Genomic DNA, 16915 nt, shown 5'->3' with positions numbered 1-16915 from the left:
TAAGAACTGTAGACGATGATTGTGGAAACGCCCCCGTGAAATTCAAAGAACTGTCCTACGCCAATGAGAGCGACCCGCTTCTCAAGCGCATGGTGATCCGCACCGTCGAGAACCTGTCCGGCCGCGACAAATATGTCGAGATGTACAAGATCTGGCGCTCGGATGTGGTGGGCAAGTCGGACCGGGTGTTTTCCAAAATGCTCGAACTCATCAAGATCGATCTCTCGGTCAAGGGCAACTGGCCGCCCAAGGATCTTCCGGATGGTCCGGTGGTGATGGTCGCCAACCATCCCTATGGCATCGCCGACGGCATCGCCGTGCTGGCGCTTGCCGAACAGCTGGGCCGTCCCTTCAAGGTGCTGATCAACGACCAGCTCTTGAAAATCCCGGAAATGAAGCCCTATTCGCTGCCAATCTGTTTCGACGAGACCAAGGAAGCGCTGGCCATCAATATGGCGACGCGCAACGAGGCGCTCAGGCTGCTCAAGGAAGGCGTCACCATCGTCATCTTCCCGGCCGGCGGCGTCGCCACCGCGCCTAAGGGCTTTGGCCAGGCCGAAGATCTGCCGTGGAAGATGTTCCCGGCCAAGCTGATCCAGTCGGCCAAGGCCAGCGTGCTGCCGATCTATTTCGAAGGCCAGAATGGCTGGCTGTTCCATCTCGTCAGCCGCTTCTCGCTGACGCTGCGCCTGTCGCTGCTGATCCGCGAATTCTGCCAGCTCTCGGGGGAAACGATCTATTCCAATATCGGCCAGATCGTGCCCTGGGACGAGCTGTCGCGCATCCCCGACCGCAAGGCGATCCTGCAATATATTTACGAATCGGTGTTTTCGCTGGGCGAGCGCACAGCGAAGACTGTGTAGTGGCGGACTGACGGATTAGCCGTTGTCCAGCAGCACTTCCACGTCCTGGTTCTTGCCGGGCGCGACGGTGAAATCGCGCTGGTAGATCTTGTCCTTGTGGCGCGCCACGGCGGTGTAGGTCCCCTCGGCGAGGATCACCACCGGAAAGGCGCCGACGCTTTCGCTGACTGAGTCGCCGGAACCTGTCAGGATCGACCAGGCGGTGTCGGCGATGGCTTCGCCGCCTTCCTGCGACACCAGTTTCAGCGCGATCTTGGCGGCCTTGTGCTGCAGCGTCGCCTTGGTCAATTGCCCGGCGCGGATCTGGATGTCGGCGCGGATCGTGGCGTTGATGTCGCCGTAATTGGAAACGATGTGATAGGTGCCCGAATTCAGCCTGACGATCTCGCCCGGCTTGACGTCGCCCATGATCAGGCCGCGCTCGCCATCCTCGCGCACTTCGGTCGAATAGATGTTGAATTTCAATTCGCTGACCGGAATACGGTTGTCGGATCCCGACACCGCGTTCAGCACCACGCCGCCGGCGTCGAGCACCAGTGTCTGCGCCGCGACATCGCCGCTCGCCGGCACGACCAGCTTCTTGGTGGCGCCGGCGCGGCCGAAGGCCACATGCACGAAATATTCGCCCGGCTCGAGTTCGAGGTCGGCGGAGCCGCCCTCGGCGCTGGCGAGCAATGGCAGCTTGCCGTCGGGGCCGGCGATGGGGCGAAACACCCGCCAGGAGAGACCATACTTCATCGGCGCGCCGCCATCGGCCAGGCGAGCCTCGAAATGCACGGGCCGGCCAGTCGACAACAGCGCGTCGCCGCTCGGAGACAGGGGCGAGAAGGCGTTGACGGGGGGCGTCTCTTCCGGCCGCGTGGCCTTGCCCGCCCCGGGCTTGGCTTCATCGGGCCGGCGGCTGGGTTCGATGACGGTGAAAGGATCGGTGTCCTGCGCATGAGCAGGCGCGGCGGGGCCGGCAATCATGACGGCGAGGGCCGCTGGCGCGAATGAGGCGATGATGACGGTCTTCATTTCCGAGCTTGACTCTCCGTTCGCGGCGGATCACTTCTCCCGCAAGCTGGACAGGATTTCAAGTCCGACCTTGTCGTCGCAATAGAGGCAATATGAAGACCGATATCACGCTGATCGATTATCTCCGCACCCGCCGCTCCATTCCAGCCTTCCAGATGCGCGAACCCGGGCCGTCGAAGGACGAGGTCGAGGCCATGCTGACGCTGGCGAGCCGCGTGCCCGACCATGGCAAGCTCGCCCCCTGGCGCTTCATCGTTTATGCCGGGCCCGTCCGCGAGCGGATCTCGCTTGAACTGTGCGCCATCCGCAAGGCTGGTCAGCCGGATCTGTCGGAAGAGATGGTCAAGGTCGAGGAAACCCGCTTCACCCGCGCTCCGGTGGTGGTGGCGGTCATTTCCCGCGCCGCCCCGCATGCGAAAGTCCCGGAATGGGAACAGGTGATGTCGGCGGGCGCCGTCTGCCTCAACCTGCTGATGGCGGCCAATGCGCATGGCTATGTGTCGAACTGGCTTTCGGAATGGATGGCCTTCGATGAACGCGCTTTTCCGACCCTCGGCGTTCAGCCGGGCGAGAAGGTGGCGGGTTTCATTCATATCGGCTCGACCGATTTCCCCGTCGTCGACCGGCCGCGTCCCGAGCTTTCCGACATTGTGAGCTGGGCGGAGTAGGTCCATGTTCTACAGGGCCGACAGCCGCGATCACGGTCTGCCGCATGACCCGTTCAAAGCGATCGTCGCGCCCCGCCCGATCGGCTGGATCGGCACGCGCGGCGCCGATGGAAGCCGCAATCTCGGCCCTTACTCCTTTTTCAATATCGTCAGCGATACGCCGAAGATCGTGATGTTCTCGTCGTCGGGTTACAAGCATTCGGCCCGCAATGCCGAGGAAACCGGCGTCTTCACCGTCAATTACGTCAGCGCTGATCTCGTGGAGGCGATGAACGCCTCGTCCGCCGCTGTGCCCTATGGCGTCGATGAATTCGGTCTCGCCGGCCTGACAGCCGTCCTGGGCGAGATGGTCGACGCGCCCTATGTGGCCGAGGCCAAAGCCGTGCTTGAATGCCGGGTCACGCAGATCCTCCGCCCCCGAGATCTCGGCGGCAAGGAGACGGATGCGCATATGGTGTTCGGCCAGGTGGTCGGCATTCGCATCGATGACGCGGTTATCCGAAACGGCCGCTTCGACGTGGCGCTCGCCCGTCCCGTGACGCGGCTGGGCTATATGGACTATGCCGAAGCCGGCCCGCTGTTCGAGCTTGCGCGACCGAAGGTCGGCTGACGCTTACCCAATACAGGCGCCCGCGAAGCCGAGCGAGCGGGCTTTTTCCTCCAGTTCCGGATTTGTATCAGCCTGCCAGTCGAACGCGGCGCAGCCTGCGGCGGCGGCGGCGTAGAGCAGTTGCAGGCCCGCCTGATCGAGAAGCGGCGAGGGGTCGCTGCAGCCCAGGCTCTTTCGGAGCGCCGGACGATCCCAGGTCAGGCCGATGAGTCGTGGCGAGGCGATCATCGGTTTGCGCAGGGCGAGGACGGCGCGGGCGGTATCGGCCATGCTGGCGACAACTGGCGTTTCACCTTCAACGACGCCCAGTCGCGCCTCGGCGACCCGCAAGGCGGTTTCCACTCGTTCGATTCCCGCAAGTCCGTCGCAGCGGCGGATGAGCAGACCGTCGTTTGGCGCGGCCAAGACCGTCTGAAGATCGACTGCAAGATGCTCCGACTCGCCGTTGACGACCGCCAGCACAAGGTCCTGTCGGTCCGTCTGAAACCAGTGGAGCCTCGACAGCGCCGTTGCCGGATCGGAGTCTGCGCTCATGATGCCGCTCTTCCCATAGAGTTAACCGCCCCTCTCCAAACATGGTGAACCAATCTTAAACTTTTGCCGGATAGGCTCAATTCAGTACAGGGCGCGAGTCTGGGAGTCGGGCGTGATCATAGAGACGTTTATGCGTTGGGCGGAAAAGGCGAAAGCGTCTGAACGCGCAAAGGCGGCCAATGCGCTCGGCCGCGCCTATCTTCATTCCACGATGGATGTTCATGAGCGACACGCAGCGTTGCTCGCCATGACCTGGCTGCTCGACGATGCCTCGCCAAAAGTGCGGCTTGCGCTCGCCCAGGCGTTGGGCGGCGCAGACCAGGCGCCACGACCGGTCATTCTTTCCCTTTGTCTCGATCAGCCGGAAATCGCCGCCGAAGTGATCGGCCGGTCGCCGATCCTGTCGGACATCGATCTGGTCGATCTCGCCGCCCGCGGCGATGGCGTCACCCGAGCCCTGATCGCCTCGCGCTACGTGCTGACCCAGCCGGTCTGCGCGGCGATCGCCGAGATCGGCGATGAGGCGGAAATCGAGATCATGCTCGCCAATCCCGGCGCCATCGTCACCCGCCATAGTCTGCGGCGCATCGCCGAGCGGCATGCCGCATCGGCGATTCTGCGCGACATGCTGCTCGATCGCGAGGAACTGCCGCTCGACGCCCGCCATCGGCTGGCGCTCAGCCTGTCGGAGGCGTTGGGCGAAAGCGACCTGATGCGCAATATTCTTGGCCCCCGCCGCTCCGAGCGCCTGTTGCGGGAAGCCTGCGAAGAGGCGACCGTGGCGCTGGCCGGCGTCGCGGACGCGAGCGACATGCACAGCCTGATCGACCATCTCGCCGAACAGGAATTCCTCACCCCGGCTTTCCTGATGCAGGCGCTCTGCCTCGGCAAGATCGATTTCTTCGCGACCGCCATCTCGCACCTCTCAAGCCTGCAGGAAAAGCGGGTCCGCTCAATCCTCGCCGACGGCCGCTGGCACGCGATTCGCGTGCTTTACGAGGCGGCGGGACTTGCGCGGGAAATGTCGGAAGTGTTCGTGGAGGCGACGCTGGAATGGCGCCGTCAATCGATCGAGCCGCACGCCACCGGTTTCAGTGCAGTCGCGACACGGCTGGTTGAGCGATTCCGCAGCCGCAAGGCGGTCGGCGAATTGTCGAGCCAGTTGATCGACATGGTCGAACGACTGCACTTCGTCGAACAACGTCAGTCGGCGCGCGCCTATGCCTCTTTCCTCGCGGTCGAGGCGGCATAAGCGGTACAAAGTCTGCCCTATCTGACTTTAGAGAGCGAAATCTGTTGGACCGAACGCAAAGGGGCGCTGTGACGCGCCCCTTTCCCTGTCGTGTATCAGCGTTCAAACCAATCCGAACAAAGCTGGATCTCAGGAATTGCCCTGCTTCCGTGATCCCGATTGTTTTCGAGCCGAGCCGGTCCGGCGTCGGCTCGAAAGCTGGGATCAAAGGATGAAGTCGTCGGAGGTCAGACGTCGGGTTCCGTCGATATGCAGTACGAAATCCGCCTTGGCGTCGCCATTCATGTCTGCTTCAACATAGGTTTCCTTGTTTTCGGAGTAGACCCGCAACTGACCCGAACGTCCCGAAAAGTCCTTGTCGCCGATGACGGAGAACGACTGGTTGCCGTTCTTCGCAACGTTGGCGTCCAGGGCTTGAAGATCGATCAAATCGCCCCCGCTCACGGAGAAATCGGTGATCGTGTCGGCCTTTCCGGCGCGCTTGCCCGAGTCACCCTCTGCAAAGACGAATGTGTCCGCGCCAGATCCGCCCTGCAGGGTGTCGATGCCCGCGCCGCCGACCAGGACGTCGTCGCCCAGGCCGCCGGTCAAGCTGTCCGCGCCACGCCCGCCTTCGAGCCTGTCGCCGCCCAAACCGCCGAACAGCGAGTCTGCTCCGCCTCCGCCCGTAAGCGTATCGTTCCCCTGATAGCCGTAAAGCATGTTGCTGTTGGCCGTGCCGGAGATCGCGTTGGCGAGAGCGTTGCCGTGACCTTCATGAGCGGAACCGCGAAGCGCGAGATTCTCGACATTGCCGCTCAGGCGGAAGCTATCCGCCCAGCTGCGAACCTGATCAGATCCGGCGGCGGTGCTTTCACTGACCGCATCGCCGGCGTCGTCGACGACATAAATGTCGTCGCCCGCCCCGCCAGACATGTCATCGGCGCCGGCGCGACCGTTGAGGATATTGGCCCCGTCATTGCCGATGAGGGTGTTCGAGAGGCTGTTGCCCGTGGCGTCGATCGCCTCGGAGCCTTCGAGCTCCAGGGATTCGAGATTGTCCCCGAGCGTGTAGGAGATCTGGGCGCGAACGAGATCACGGCCCTCATTGGCGGCTTCGACAACCGAATCTCCGACGCTTTCGACGACATAGACGTCGTCGCCTTTGCCGCCGGCCAGCGTGTCCGAACCTGCAAGCCCGTCGAGCGTGTTGGCGCCGTCATTGCCGGTGAGGGTGTTGTCGAGTTCCGAGCCCGTGGCGTCGATATCCAGGTCACCGATCAGGGACAAGTTTTCGAGCGCTGCTCCGAGCGTGTAGCTGATGCTGGACCGAACTTGGTCGCTGCCGGCATCCGCCTCTTCAGTGACGACGTCGCCTTCGTCATCGATCACATAGGTGTCGTCGCCCAATCCTCCGGCCAGCCTATCTGCGCCTGCCGCGCCATCAAGCACATTGGCGCCGTCATTGCCCTTGAGGCTGTTGGCGAGGTCGTTGCCGGTCGCGTCAATATCGCCGACGCCGCCCAATTCGAGCGTTTCGATGTTGGACGAGAGGACGTAGCTTGCCGTCGAGACAACCGTGTCGCTGCCGGCGTCGGCGTTTTCGGTGATGACATCGTTTTCCGCATCGACGACATAGGCGTCGTCGCCCTTGCCGCCGCGCATCTCGTCTTCGCCCGCGCCGCCGTCGAGCGTATCGGAGCCGGATGCGCCGATCAGCACGTCGTCGCCGGCGCCGCCGGCGAGCGCATCGTCGAGAACGCCGCCATCGAGATAGTCGGTTCCGTCGCCGCCGATGATCGTATCTGCGCCGCCGAAGCCGTAGATCGCGTAGCCCTGGACATCGTCGGAAAGCTCGCCTGCCAACAGCGTCTCGCCGGAATCGCTCGACCCGATGATGACTTCGCGCCCGTCATCCTCGAGCGGAATGAGGATCGGCCCGGTGGCCCAGGTGCCTTCCGCCTGTTCGGTGGCGAGGCGGCCGTGATTCATGTTTCCCCAGCCATAGACATTGCCGTCCTCATCGACCGCGAAGGCGTGATTGGCGCCGCCGGAGATCGAGACGATATTGACCCCGTCGAGCGCTTCGATCTGCGTCGGCGCGACCAGAATGTCGTCGTCGCCGGTCGTCCGCTCCAGCCCGAGCCAACCTTCGTCATTGCGTCCCCAGGACCAGACTTGACCGTCTGCCGTGAGCGCCACGACCCAGCGCGAGCCGATATGGATGTCGACGACATTGTCCGGCAGGCCCTCGATGACGGTAGGGGTGGCGGAATTTTCCGTGTCGGCATTGGTGATCAGGCCATCGACGATATCGCCCTTGACCAATTGACCATAGTCCGACTGGCCCCAGCCATAGACCGTTCCATCCTCGGTAATGGCGAAAGACGTGTTGGTGCCGGCGATCACCTTGGTCACCGTGCCGGGGATATCGACAAGCAGCGGTGTTTCGGAACGACGGACAAAGCTCCCGTCATCCTGCACGCCCTCTGGCCCCAGTTGGCCCTGAACATTGGAGCCCATCGCATAGACTTCGCCGCTTTCCGTGAGCACGAGCGCATAGGACGTGCCCCAATCGATCGAAGCGACTTTTTCGCCGCCGAAGGAGGAGGCGGCAACGGCGACCGGCGTCCCCTGATTGGTGAGATTGCCGATGCCGAGCTGGCCGTTGGTGTTCTGGCCCCAGGCATAGAGAACGCCTTCGTCGGAAATCGCGTAGCTCGCGCCATTGGCCATGTAGATCTGTTCGATCTTGACGCCATCGAGGCCGGTCACCTTGACCGGGGTCAGCACTTCGTAATTGCTGGTGTCGCCTTGTCCGAGTTTGCCGAGATTGTTGTCCCCCCAGACATAAACTTCGCCCTCTGCAGTGAGGAAGGCGCCGTGCAGCATGCCCGCCGAAATCGCCACGATTTCGTCAGTGAAACCCTCGGGCAGGTTGATCGCGCCGATATCGCCCCAGGCGACGCCAGTGTCGGTGACTTCACCGCGGCCGAGCTGACTCTCATTGTTTTCGCCGGCGGTGTAGACGACGCCGTCCTTGAAGAAAATCGAATAGTGATTGCCGCCTTGAGCCAGTACGGTCATGGGTCTCTCCTGTTTTTGTTGTTTGGGTTTTTTCGGCGCGCAGGCCGAGTGTTCAGCCGCCTGTCGGGCTTATTCCGCCATTGTCGACAAGCAGGGTTGATCTGGTGGCTGCCGAAAGCGTCGACAGCGCGATAAGAAAGGCCGCGGCCGTCGCCGCGCCATAGGCGAAGAGAATCACCCACATCGGCACGACGAAGTTCAACTGTGGCGCGGCGCCGAGTATGATCGGGGTGACCCAGGATATCGCGGATATGGCGGCGCAAAGCGCGAATAACCGCCTGGTCCGCGTCGGCGCCGCCGTAAAGGCAGGCTTGCCGGTCAAGCCGCGCAACGCAGGCAGAACCCGCCAGTGGATCAACGCGCCGTTGGCGGTCAAGATCGACACGATAACGATCTTGGCGAAAATCTTGGGATTGGCGAGTTTGGCCGGATCCGATGCGGCGTAGAATGCAAGAAAGCCCAGGCCGGACATCCACAGAACCAGAAGTCCGAAGCTCACGAAGCGCGAGGCCCAGACGATCAGATCCAGGTCATCGTCATTCAATCCGGCATAGGCCTTCCTGTTGACGAAGAAATCGATGAACAGCGCGAAGCCCAGGCCGAACACCAGTCCGGCGAAATGCAGCAGACGCAAGGATGTGCGGATCAAGGACAGGATGAACGGGTCCGAAAGCCATAGCGGCGCCGTTCCGGAAAATGCAAGTTGCATCACGGCAAAACGTTCTTTGGTTGTGCATGAATGGCTATCAGCCGGAAAATAACCGGGTACTTGCTGTTTTCATGTCCGTTTTCGACAGAGCTGCGGCCTACAAAACATGAGTAAAATAATCAAGGAATAATTTACTGATCTTTACATATTTTAACGCGCCTGCGTCGGATCACGCCAGAGCGCATGTATCCGCCCGCGTTCTGGCGCCCGCTTTAAGGCGTCATGCTTTAGGGAACAACCTTCTTCGCCACCCAGGAATAGGTGTCGGTGACGACATGCACCGGAGTCTCGATTGATTTTTGCAGCGCCGCGCGACTTGGGACGGCGCGCCCGAACAGCGCCTTGGCGCGCGCCATAAGACCTTTGTGATCATCCTTGTGCGCGGGCGGCGGCACCGGCGCTACCGAGGCCTCGGCGACATCCGACAGCGGCTCGATATCTTCGCCAACATCCGCAGTTTGGCAGATCGCAGCCACGACGGGTTTGTTGACATTTTGGTAGCGCTTGAGAACGTCTTCGGACGCCGCGTCGCAGGCGGCGATGGTGCGCCACTCTTCGGCAACCGACGCCACCGGCGTGCAATGCACACCGGAATCATCGCAACCGAGAATGCTCATGACGATGAATGCGGCCTTCATGGCAGTTCCTTTCCGCCCCCGTCATCCGGCTCGCATGCAATCATGGTGTTTTCATGAAACGAATTTCAGCGCTTCGCGGATCATCTCGGCGTTGTGGGCGAGCTTGCCGCCGTCCTCCATCTTGCCGCCATGCGGCTTCAGCGGCACGCCGTCCTTGATCGGGATGACATGGACATGCAGGTGGAACACCGTCTGGCCGGCGGCGGTCTCGTTATACTGCACGATCTTGACGCCATCGGCGTGGAACGCCTTCTTGGCGGCGCGGGCGATCTTCTGCACGGTCGGCATCAGCCACATGAAAGTGGTGGGATCGGCATCCAGCAGGTTGCGCGACGGCGTCTTGGGAATCACCAGCGCATGCCCCTCGGCCTGAGGCATGATGTCCATGAAGGCCAGCGTGTGCTCGTCCTCATAGATGGCGTGGCACGGAATCTGACCCTTCAGGATCTTCGAGAAAATGTTTTCGGGATCGTAGGGAATGGTTCCGGGCATGCGCGTTCTCCTCAGCCTGATCTGGGAAATTTGCGCCCGAAACGATTTGTTTTCAAGCCGCTAAGGCGGCAATTCACTCTTCTTCGGCCCCGCTTTTGCGGAACGGGCTGTGTTCTGTCAAATAGGAGCCGATCGCCTCGACTTCGGCGCGCTCCTGCCTGAGATAATCGTGCACCGCCCGCCTGAGGCCGGGATGGGAAATGTAATGCGCCGAATGGGTGGTGACCGGCAGATAGCCGCGCGCCAGCTTGTGCTCGCCCTGCGCGCCGGCCTCGACCGTCTTCAGGCCGCGGGCAAGCGCGAAATCGATGGCCTGGTGGTAGCAGACCTCGAAATGCAGGAACGGGTGATCCTCAATGCAGCCCCAATGGCGGCCATAAAGCGCATCGGCCCCGATGAAATTGATCGCGCCCGCCACATAACGCCCGTCGCGCTTGGCCATGACCAGAAGGATGTCGTCGGCCATACGCTCGCCGATCAGCGAATAGAAACTGCGGGTGAGATAGGGCCGGCCCCATTTGCGGCTGCCGGTGTCCATGTAGAAGGCGTAGAACTGATCCCAGACGTCTTCGGTCAGGTCCTTGCCGGTGAGCCAGTCGATGGAAATGCCGTTTTCCAGCGCCGAACGCCGCTCTTTCCGGAGCGCCTTGCGTTTGCGCGAGGCGAGCGTTTCGAGAAATTCGTCGTGATTGGCGTAGCCGGCATTGTGGAAATGGAATTGCTGGTCGGTGCGATGCAGGAAGCCCTGCGCCTCCAGCAGCCGCCATTCTTCATCGGGCAGGAAAGTCGCATGCGCCGAGGACAGGCCGAGTTCGTCGGTCTCGGCGCGCAGCGCGGCGGCAAGGCGGCGCATGAGGTTAGGTCGATCCTCGCCTTCTGCCGTGAGCAGGCGAGGGCCCGTCGCGGGCGTGAACGGCGCGGCGACCTGAAGCTTGGGATAATAGCGGCCGCCGGCGCGCTCAAAGGCCTGCGCCCAGCCATGGTCGAAGACATATTCGCCCTGGCTGTGGCTCTTGAGGTAACCCGCCACAGCCCCGACCAGCCGGCCATCCTGTTCGAGAATGAGATGACGGCCCATCCAGCCGGTCGCCGCCACCGCCGAGCCCGATTCCTCAAGCGAAGAGAGATAGGCGTAGGAGGCGAAAGGATTGTAGCCGGGCCCGTCGCGGCGGGCGCCGGTCAACTGGCCCCAGGCTTCGGGGTCGATATCCCGGAAACTCTGGACCATCAGCGTCTTCATGCGGCCTGCGCCTCCGGGCTGAATCCTTCGAAGGTGATCTGGTCGACATGGGCGTCGGAATGCGCCTTGATTTCTGGCGTCCGCACAGTCCAGGAGATCACCGGAATGCCGCGTGCTTTCTGCTCGCTGATAAAGGCGTTGGGCAGATGCATGACATTGTAGGAGATGAAGTCGAGCCCATGCGCCATCGCCTTGCGGTGAATGTCGAACTCACTGTCTTTCACGCCTTCGGCCGTGAGGCCGACTGGGTAGGGGCTTTCGAGCGCCTTCAACTCTTCAAGCAGCCAGGTGTCGAAGCTCATCAGCGCGACGTCGCCTTCATAACCTTCGAGCGTATCGAGCACCGATGACGCGAAGCCTTCGTCGTCGCCTTCTCGGCCCTTGAGTTCCAGCACCAGCGGCACGCGGCCCTTGACCAGCCGGAGCAGCGCTTTGAGCGACGGCACCTTGTCCTTCGTGCCGCCGATCGAGATCAGGCCGAGTTCGCCGGATGTCTTGTCGCGCACGTCACCCTTGAAGTTGCACAGCCGCTGCATGTCGTCGTCGTGGAAGACCACGGGCGTGGCGTCGGCGGCGTATTGCAGATCGCATTCGATGGCGTAGCCGCCAGCGATCGCCGCCTCAAACGCCGACAGCGTGTTTTCCCAGACCGCCTTGTTGCCGTCATGCAGGCCGCGATGGGCAATGGGGCGGCGTATGACGAAAGATGCGTCGGTCATGACTTCACTTCCAGGATGGCGTCGATTTCCACCGCGGCGTTGAGCGGCAGGGCGGAAACGCCATAGGCGGCGCGGGCATGCTTGCCGGCCTCGCCCAGCACGTCGGCGAGGAAATTTGACGCGCCGTTAGCGACCAGATGATGCTCATAAAAATCGGGTGCAGAGGAAACCATGCAGCTTATACGCACGACGCGGGTGATCCGGCTCAGATCGCCGCCGAGCGCGGCCTTGGCCTGGGCGAGAATGTTGATCGCGCAGTTCTTGGCCGCCTCCTGGGCTTCTGACACAATGACGCCGGCCCCGAGTTGGCCGGTATGGGAGAGTTTGCCGTCGACGAGCGGCAATTGTCCCGAAATAAACAACTGATTGCCGCTTTGCATGAAGGGCACGTAATTGGCCGCCGGCGCAGCCGCCTGCGGCAGGGTCACGCCGAGTTGTTCGAGTTTCGCGTCGATCGCGTTCGCCATGGTCGTCCTCGCCTTCCGATGATTTTAGTTTGCCGATCCTGGCGGATCGTTTACTTCCAGTGAAGCTGATGCTCTTACTTAATCGCAATAAGATGCGGCGCAACAGGAGAATTGCATGATTTCGCGGCGTGGATTTTCAGCGGCGATCCTCTCGGTTTTGGCTGCCTCCAGCCTGACGCCGGCCTTTGCGCAGACGCCCGCGGGCCTTGTGCCGCATCGCGCCGTCTACAATCTCGAACTCGCCGAGGCGTCGGAAAGATCCGGCATTTCCAATATGTTCGGGCGAATGGTCTATGAATTCACCGGCTCGGCCTGCGCGGGCTGGCGGGTGAATTTTCGTTTCGTGACCCAACTCGATTCGGGCGGCGAGAAGAAGACCACCGACCAGCAGAGTTCGACCTTCGAAGATCCAAAGTCCGGCCGTTTCGAATTCGAATCGCGCACCTACAACGAGGATCGGCTGGAGAAGGAAGTGAACGGTTTCGCCGAGCGAAATCCCGAGGGTATCGCGGTCGACATCACCTCGCCCGAAGAAAAGCAGGTGGATCTGGCCAACGCCCGCTTTCCGACCCAGCATACGCTCGACGTGCTGAATATCGCCGCCAAGGGCCAGCATTTCTACGAGGCCCGGATCTTCGACGGCTCCGATGATGGCGACAAGACGCTGGCGACCTCCACTGTGGTCGGTTCGCCGGTTGCGACAGAGGCGGACGCCAAGGATCTCAAGGCGATCGGGGCGTTGAAGGATGAAAAGGCATGGCCCGTGACCATCGCCTATTTCGACGATGGCAAGATGTCGGACGCGTTGCCGAACTACCGCATGTCCTTCAAGCTCTATCCGAACGGCGTCTCTCGCGACCTGACCATGGATTACGGCGATTTTGTCCTCAAGGGCAGCCTGGTCAAGCTCGACATGCTGCCAGGAGAAACCTGCAAGAGCAAATGAGCGGCATTTGGGGCGCCGAATCCTAAAAACTCGGCGCCATCGCTTGCAATCCCGGGCGTTTCGGTTTAAGGCGCGCCCATTCCACACGTGAAGTCGGGCCTTGCCGGGAGAAATCCGGTCTGGTCCACCCGGTGGCGGGGCAACCTGCTTCAAGCTTCACGGAGGTTCAACCGGAAAAGGAGTCAGAGGCATGGCATTGCCCGATTTTTCTATGCGCCAGTTGCTTGAAGCAGGCGTTCATTTTGGTCACCAGACCCATCGCTGGAACCCGAAGATGAAGAAGTACATCTTCGGCGATCGCGGCGGCATCCACATCATCGATCTGGCGCAGTCCGTGCCGATGCTCAGCCAGGCGCTGAAGCTGATCAGCGACACCGCTGCAAATGGCGGTCGCGTCCTGTTCGTCGGCACCAAGCGTCAGGCGTCTGACCTGATCGCCGACGCCGCCAAGCGTTCGGCCCAGTATTACGTCAACTCCCGCTGGCTCGGCGGCATGATGACCAACTGGAAGACCATTTCCAACTCGATCCAGCGTCTGCGCAAGGTTGACGAAATCCTCGCCTCCAACGGCACGGGCTATTCCAAGAAGGAACGCCTGAACCTCGAGCGCGAACGCGAAAAGCTTGAAAAGGCTCTCGGCGGCATTCGCAACATGGGCGGCACGCCGGACCTGATGGTTGTCATCGACACCAACAAGGAAAAGATCGCCATCGACGAAGCCAAGCGTCTGGGCATCCCGGTCGTCGCCATCATCGACTCCAATTGCGATCCGGACCTGATCGACTATCCGATCCCCGGCAATGACGACGCCTCGCGCGCCATCGCTCTTTACTGCGACCTGTTCGCCCGCGCGGCTCTCGACGGCCTGTCCCGTCAGCACGCCGCCTCCGGTCAGGACCTCGGCGCCGTTTCCGAGCCGATCGCAGAGCCGGCTCTGGCCGACGCCTAATATCGACATGGGCAGGCTACGGCCTGCCCAGAGACTTCAGGGCAAAGGTCCCGGCGGTAACCGTCCGAGGCCTTTGCCTTTCTGATATCCAGGACTGCGTTCGACGATTGCGGCGCCGGGCTCCATGAGGGTCTGTCACATGCCTGTCACGCGTCTGGTTAAACTCCGTCCGCAAAGCGCGGCCCGCTGAATTCATCTGGAAGCACGGCGCGGTTCGCCGACATGAAAGAGGTTTGAAATGACTGTTATCTCGGCTGAAATGGTCAAGGTCCTGCGCGAAAAGAGCGGCGCGGGCATGATGGATTGCAAGAGGGCGCTCGCCGAAACCAATGGCGACATGGAAGCCGCCATCGACTGGCTGCGCGCCAAGGGCATCGCCAAGGCCGACAAGAAGTCCGGCCGCACCGCCGCTGAAGGCCTGATCGGCATCGTTTCGGGCGGCACGAAGGCTGTCGCCGTCGAGCTGAACTCCGAAACCGACTTCGTTGCCCGCAACGAAGCGTTCCAGGAACTCGTTCGCGGCGTCGCCGCTGTCGCGCTTTCCACCGACGGCACTGTCGAAGCTGTGTCCAAGGCGACCTATCCCGCCACCGGCAAGTCGGTTGAAGACACGATCAAGGACGCTATCGCTACGATCGGCGAAAACATGACGCTCCGTCGCTCGGCGCTGCTGCATGTCGAGCATGGCGTGGTCGCCACCTATATCCACAACGCCGCCGGCGACGGCATCGGCAAGCTCGGCGTGCTCGTTGCGCTGAAGTCCGTTGGCGACAAGGAAGTTCTGACCTCCATCGGTCGTCAGATCGCCATGCACATCGCCGCCACCAACCCGCTGGCCATCCGCTCCGAAGAAGTCGATCCGGCTGTCGCCGAGCGCGAACGCAATGTGTTCATCGAGCAGGCCCGCGAATCCGGCAAGCCGGACGCGATCATCGAAAAGATGGTCGATGGCCGCATGCGCAAGTTCTTCGAAGAAGTCGCGCTGCTGTCGCAGGCTTTCGTGATCAACCCGGACATCACGGTCGGCCAGGCCGTCAAGGACGCTGAAAAGCTCGCCGGCGCCGAAATCGAAGTGACCGGCATGGTCCGTCTCCTGCTCGGCGAAGGCGTCGAGAAGGAAGAGACCGATTTCGCAGCAGAAGTCGCTGCTGTCGCCAAGAAGTAAGACTTAGCGAACCTTTATTCAAAAGGTCGAAACGAAACCGAAGGGCATTGCGTGACAACGCGATGCCCTTCGTGTATCCGGCAAGACCACAGGATGATTCCGACCGGAGTCGTCGACGCTTGGTCGCGCCTAGGTCCGGCCTGACGCGGTCTCCGCTTCTGGGAAGCGATGTCGGACCGTTGCGTGACAAACCAGATGTTCGGGAGATGACATGACTTCCACCCCACTTTACAAACGGGTGCTTTTGAAAGCCTCCGGCGAAGCGCTCATGGGCAGCCAGGGCTTCGGCATCGATGTGGCGGTCGCTGACCGCATCGCCAATGACATCGCCGAAGCGCGCAAGCTCGGCGTCGAGGTCGGCGTCGTCGTGGGCGGCGGCAATATTTTCCGCGGCGTCGCCGTAGCCTCCAAGGGCGGCGATCGCGTCACCGGCGACCATATGGGCATGCTGGCCACCGTGATCAACGCGCTGGCGCTCGCCACCTCGCTGCGCAAACTCGACATCGACACCGTCGTGCTCTCGGCCATCGCCATGCCGGAAATCTGCGAGAGCTTCTCCCAGCGCGCGACGCTCTATCACCTGTCGCTTGGTCGCGTGGTGATTTTCGCCGGCGGCACCGGCAATCCGTTTTTCACCACTGATTCGGCCGCCGCGCTGCGCGCCGCCGAAATAGGCGCCGAGGCCATTTTCAAAGGCACGCAGGTCGACGGCATCTATTCCGCCGATCCCAAGAAGGTGCCCGACGCCACCCGCTTCGATGAATTGACCCATTCCGAAGTGCTGGAAAAGGGCCTGGCGGTGATGGACGTCGCCGCTGTTGCGCTGGCGCGCGAAAACCACATTCCGATCATCGTCTTCTCGATCCACGAAGACGGGGAATTCTCGCGGATCTTGACGGGCGGCGGACGCCGCACCATCGTCAAGGACGCCTAAAATCAACTGGATGGCTGCCTGTCGCGGGGGCGACGGGCCGGATTTTGAAAACGGGAGCTGGTTATGAGCTTGAAATTCGATCTCAAGGAGTTGAAGCGTCGCATGGAGGGCGCCGTGACGGCGTTCAAGAGCGATATCGCTTCACTGCGCACCGGCCGCGCCTCGGCCAATATTCTCGATCCCGTGCAGGTGGAAGCCTATGGTTCGCGCATGCCGTTGAACCAGGTGGCCAATATCACCGTGCCCGAGCCCCGCATGCTCGGCGTGTCGATCTGGGACAAATCGATGGTCAAGGCGGTCGAAGTCGCGATCCGCGAATCGAATCTCGGCCTCAATCCGATCATCGAAGGCCAGAACATGCGCATTCCGCTGCCGGAGCTCAACGAAGAGCGGCGCAAGTCGCTCGTCAAGGTCGCGCATGACTATGCGGAAAAAGCCAAGGTCGCGGCCCGCCACGTCCGTCGCGACGGCATGGACGCCCTTAAAAAGGCCGAAAAGGACGGCGACATGAGCCAGGACGACAGCCGGTCCAATTCCGAAAAGGTCCAGAAGATGACCGACGACACCATTTCGGAGATCGACCGCTTGCTTCAGGATAAGGAAAAGGAAATCATGCAGGTCTAACGACGGGCATGATGGGCGGGAT

Annotated in this window: 18 protein-coding genes; 9 read left to right on the top strand and 9 right to left on the bottom strand. The window is 61.8% G+C overall.

Going from position 1 to position 16915, the window contains the following annotated elements; all coding sequences use genetic code 11:
• The first annotated feature begins 35 nt into the window (after positions 1-35).
• Complete coding sequence (locus M2360_RS16810) at positions 36-863, top strand: lysophospholipid acyltransferase family protein (RefSeq protein WP_280776419.1); 828 nt, start codon at positions 36-38, stop codon at positions 861-863.
• Positions 864-878: 15 nt separating this feature from the next.
• Here the strand turns inward: M2360_RS16810 and M2360_RS16805 are convergent, their stop codons facing one another.
• Entirely contained in the window at positions 879-1880 is a 1002-nt protein-coding gene (locus M2360_RS16805; RefSeq protein ID WP_280776418.1) for a hypothetical protein, read from the bottom strand.
• Positions 1881-1972: 92 nt separating this feature from the next.
• On the opposite strand from M2360_RS16805, the gene M2360_RS16800 reads away from it, so the two are divergent.
• Positions 1973-2548, top strand: a complete 576-nt coding sequence (locus M2360_RS16800; protein WP_280776417.1) for a nitroreductase — start codon at positions 1973-1975, stop codon at positions 2546-2548.
• Positions 2549-2552: 4 nt separating this feature from the next.
• Entirely contained in the window at positions 2553-3158 is a 606-nt protein-coding gene (locus M2360_RS16795) for a flavin reductase family protein (RefSeq protein WP_280776416.1), read from the top strand.
• A gap of 3 nt (positions 3159-3161) precedes the next feature.
• Here M2360_RS16795 and M2360_RS16790 read toward each other — a convergent pair whose 3' ends face one another.
• On the bottom strand, positions 3162-3692 hold the full coding sequence (locus tag M2360_RS16790) for an aldolase/citrate lyase family protein (protein WP_280776415.1): 531 nt from the start codon (positions 3690-3692) through the stop codon (positions 3162-3164).
• A 130-nt stretch (positions 3693-3822) separates the two neighbouring features.
• On the opposite strand from M2360_RS16790, the gene M2360_RS16785 reads away from it, so the two are divergent.
• Positions 3823-4944, top strand: coding sequence for a DUF2336 domain-containing protein (locus tag M2360_RS16785; protein WP_280776553.1), 1122 nt, complete (start codon positions 3823-3825; stop codon positions 4942-4944).
• A gap of 204 nt (positions 4945-5148) precedes the next feature.
• Here the strand turns inward: M2360_RS16785 and M2360_RS16780 are convergent, their stop codons facing one another.
• From M2360_RS16780 to M2360_RS16750, 7 genes are all read right to left on the bottom strand, one after another.
• A complete protein-coding gene (locus M2360_RS16780; protein WP_280776414.1) occupies positions 5149-8010 on the bottom strand; it encodes a hypothetical protein in 2862 nt (953 codons plus the stop codon).
• 52 nt (positions 8011-8062) lie between these two features.
• Complete coding sequence (locus M2360_RS16775) at positions 8063-8719, bottom strand: hypothetical protein (RefSeq protein WP_280776552.1); 657 nt, start codon at positions 8717-8719, stop codon at positions 8063-8065.
• A 227-nt stretch (positions 8720-8946) separates the two neighbouring features.
• On the bottom strand, positions 8947-9357 hold the full coding sequence (locus M2360_RS16770; protein WP_280776413.1) for a hypothetical protein: 411 nt from the start codon (positions 9355-9357) through the stop codon (positions 8947-8949).
• Between the two features lie 51 nt (positions 9358-9408).
• On the bottom strand, positions 9409-9849 hold the full coding sequence (locus tag M2360_RS16765; RefSeq protein ID WP_280776412.1) for an HIT family protein: 441 nt from the start codon (positions 9847-9849) through the stop codon (positions 9409-9411).
• A gap of 73 nt (positions 9850-9922) precedes the next feature.
• The gene (locus tag M2360_RS16760) at positions 9923-11089 is read right to left on the bottom strand and encodes a GNAT family N-acetyltransferase (protein ID WP_280776411.1); all 1167 of its coding nucleotides are present in this window, start codon (positions 11087-11089) and stop codon (positions 9923-9925) included.
• Positions 11086-11808, bottom strand: a complete 723-nt coding sequence (locus tag M2360_RS16755; RefSeq protein ID WP_280776410.1) for a glycerophosphodiester phosphodiesterase — start codon at positions 11806-11808, stop codon at positions 11086-11088. Before M2360_RS16755 ends, M2360_RS16760 begins: the two co-directional genes overlap by 4 nt.
• Positions 11805-12275 carry a RidA family protein gene (locus M2360_RS16750; protein ID WP_280776409.1) on the bottom strand — a complete coding sequence of 157 codons (471 nt, stop codon included), beginning with the start codon at positions 12273-12275 and terminating at the stop codon, positions 11805-11807. Before M2360_RS16750 ends, M2360_RS16755 begins: the two co-directional genes overlap by 4 nt.
• Positions 12276-12390: 115 nt before the next feature.
• Between M2360_RS16750 and M2360_RS16745 the strand changes: the two genes are divergently transcribed.
• From M2360_RS16745 to frr, 5 genes are all read left to right on the top strand, one after another.
• Positions 12391-13221, top strand: a complete 831-nt coding sequence (locus tag M2360_RS16745) for a cell envelope integrity EipB family protein (RefSeq protein WP_280776408.1) — start codon at positions 12391-12393, stop codon at positions 13219-13221.
• A gap of 190 nt (positions 13222-13411) precedes the next feature.
• Entirely contained in the window at positions 13412-14170 is a 759-nt protein-coding gene (gene rpsB, locus M2360_RS16740) for a 30S ribosomal protein S2 (RefSeq protein ID WP_280776407.1), read from the top strand.
• 238 nt (positions 14171-14408) lie between these two features.
• Positions 14409-15335 carry a translation elongation factor Ts gene (gene tsf, locus M2360_RS16735; RefSeq protein ID WP_280776406.1) on the top strand — a complete coding sequence of 309 codons (927 nt, stop codon included), beginning with the start codon at positions 14409-14411 and terminating at the stop codon, positions 15333-15335.
• A gap of 211 nt (positions 15336-15546) precedes the next feature.
• On the top strand, positions 15547-16269 hold the full coding sequence (gene pyrH, locus M2360_RS16730; RefSeq protein WP_280776405.1) for a UMP kinase: 723 nt from the start codon (positions 15547-15549) through the stop codon (positions 16267-16269).
• A gap of 63 nt (positions 16270-16332) precedes the next feature.
• Positions 16333-16893, top strand: a complete 561-nt coding sequence (frr, locus tag M2360_RS16725; protein WP_280776404.1) for a ribosome recycling factor — start codon at positions 16333-16335, stop codon at positions 16891-16893.
• Positions 16894-16915: the final 22 nt, after the last annotated feature.

This window comes from Rhizobium sp. SG_E_25_P2, assembly GCF_029892285.1.
Classification (GTDB): domain Bacteria; phylum Pseudomonadota; class Alphaproteobacteria; order Rhizobiales; family Rhizobiaceae; genus Rhizobium_E.
The sequence above is the reverse complement of the archived record's forward strand: the minus strand, read 5'-3'. Positions and strand labels throughout refer to the sequence as shown.

Bases quoted from the DNA above. Each gene is read 5' to 3' on its own strand.
- M2360_RS16760 (WP_280776411.1), bottom strand. From the start codon at position 11,089: ATGAAGACGCTGATGGTCCAGAGTTTCCGGGATATCGACCCCGAAGCC.
- M2360_RS16780 (WP_280776414.1), bottom strand. From the start codon at position 8,010: ATGACCGTACTGGCTCAAGGCGGCAATCACTATTCGATTTTCTTCAAG.
- M2360_RS16765 (WP_280776412.1), bottom strand. From the start codon at position 9,849: ATGCCCGGAACCATTCCCTACGATCCCGAAAACATTTTCTCGAAGATC.
- M2360_RS16790 (WP_280776415.1), bottom strand. From the start codon at position 3,692: ATGAGCGCAGACTCCGATCCGGCAACGGCGCTGTCGAGGCTCCACTGG.
- M2360_RS16755 (WP_280776410.1), bottom strand. From the start codon at position 11,808: ATGACCGACGCATCTTTCGTCATACGCCGCCCCATTGCCCATCGCGGC.
- rpsB (WP_280776407.1), top strand. From the start codon at position 13,412: ATGGCATTGCCCGATTTTTCTATGCGCCAGTTGCTTGAAGCAGGCGTT.
- M2360_RS16795 (WP_280776416.1), top strand. From the start codon at position 2,553: ATGTTCTACAGGGCCGACAGCCGCGATCACGGTCTGCCGCATGACCCG.
- frr (WP_280776404.1), top strand. From the start codon at position 16,333: ATGAGCTTGAAATTCGATCTCAAGGAGTTGAAGCGTCGCATGGAGGGC.
- M2360_RS16750 (WP_280776409.1), bottom strand. From the start codon at position 12,275: ATGGCGAACGCGATCGACGCGAAACTCGAACAACTCGGCGTGACCCTG.
- M2360_RS16800 (WP_280776417.1), top strand. From the start codon at position 1,973: ATGAAGACCGATATCACGCTGATCGATTATCTCCGCACCCGCCGCTCC.
- M2360_RS16775 (WP_280776552.1), bottom strand. From the start codon at position 8,719: ATGCAACTTGCATTTTCCGGAACGGCGCCGCTATGGCTTTCGGACCCG.
- M2360_RS16745 (WP_280776408.1), top strand. From the start codon at position 12,391: ATGATTTCGCGGCGTGGATTTTCAGCGGCGATCCTCTCGGTTTTGGCT.
- M2360_RS16805 (WP_280776418.1), bottom strand. From the start codon at position 1,880: ATGAAGACCGTCATCATCGCCTCATTCGCGCCAGCGGCCCTCGCCGTC.
- M2360_RS16785 (WP_280776553.1), top strand. From the start codon at position 3,823: ATGCGTTGGGCGGAAAAGGCGAAAGCGTCTGAACGCGCAAAGGCGGCC.
- pyrH (WP_280776405.1), top strand. From the start codon at position 15,547: ATGACTTCCACCCCACTTTACAAACGGGTGCTTTTGAAAGCCTCCGGC.
- M2360_RS16770 (WP_280776413.1), bottom strand. From the start codon at position 9,357: ATGAAGGCCGCATTCATCGTCATGAGCATTCTCGGTTGCGATGATTCC.
- tsf (WP_280776406.1), top strand. From the start codon at position 14,409: ATGACTGTTATCTCGGCTGAAATGGTCAAGGTCCTGCGCGAAAAGAGC.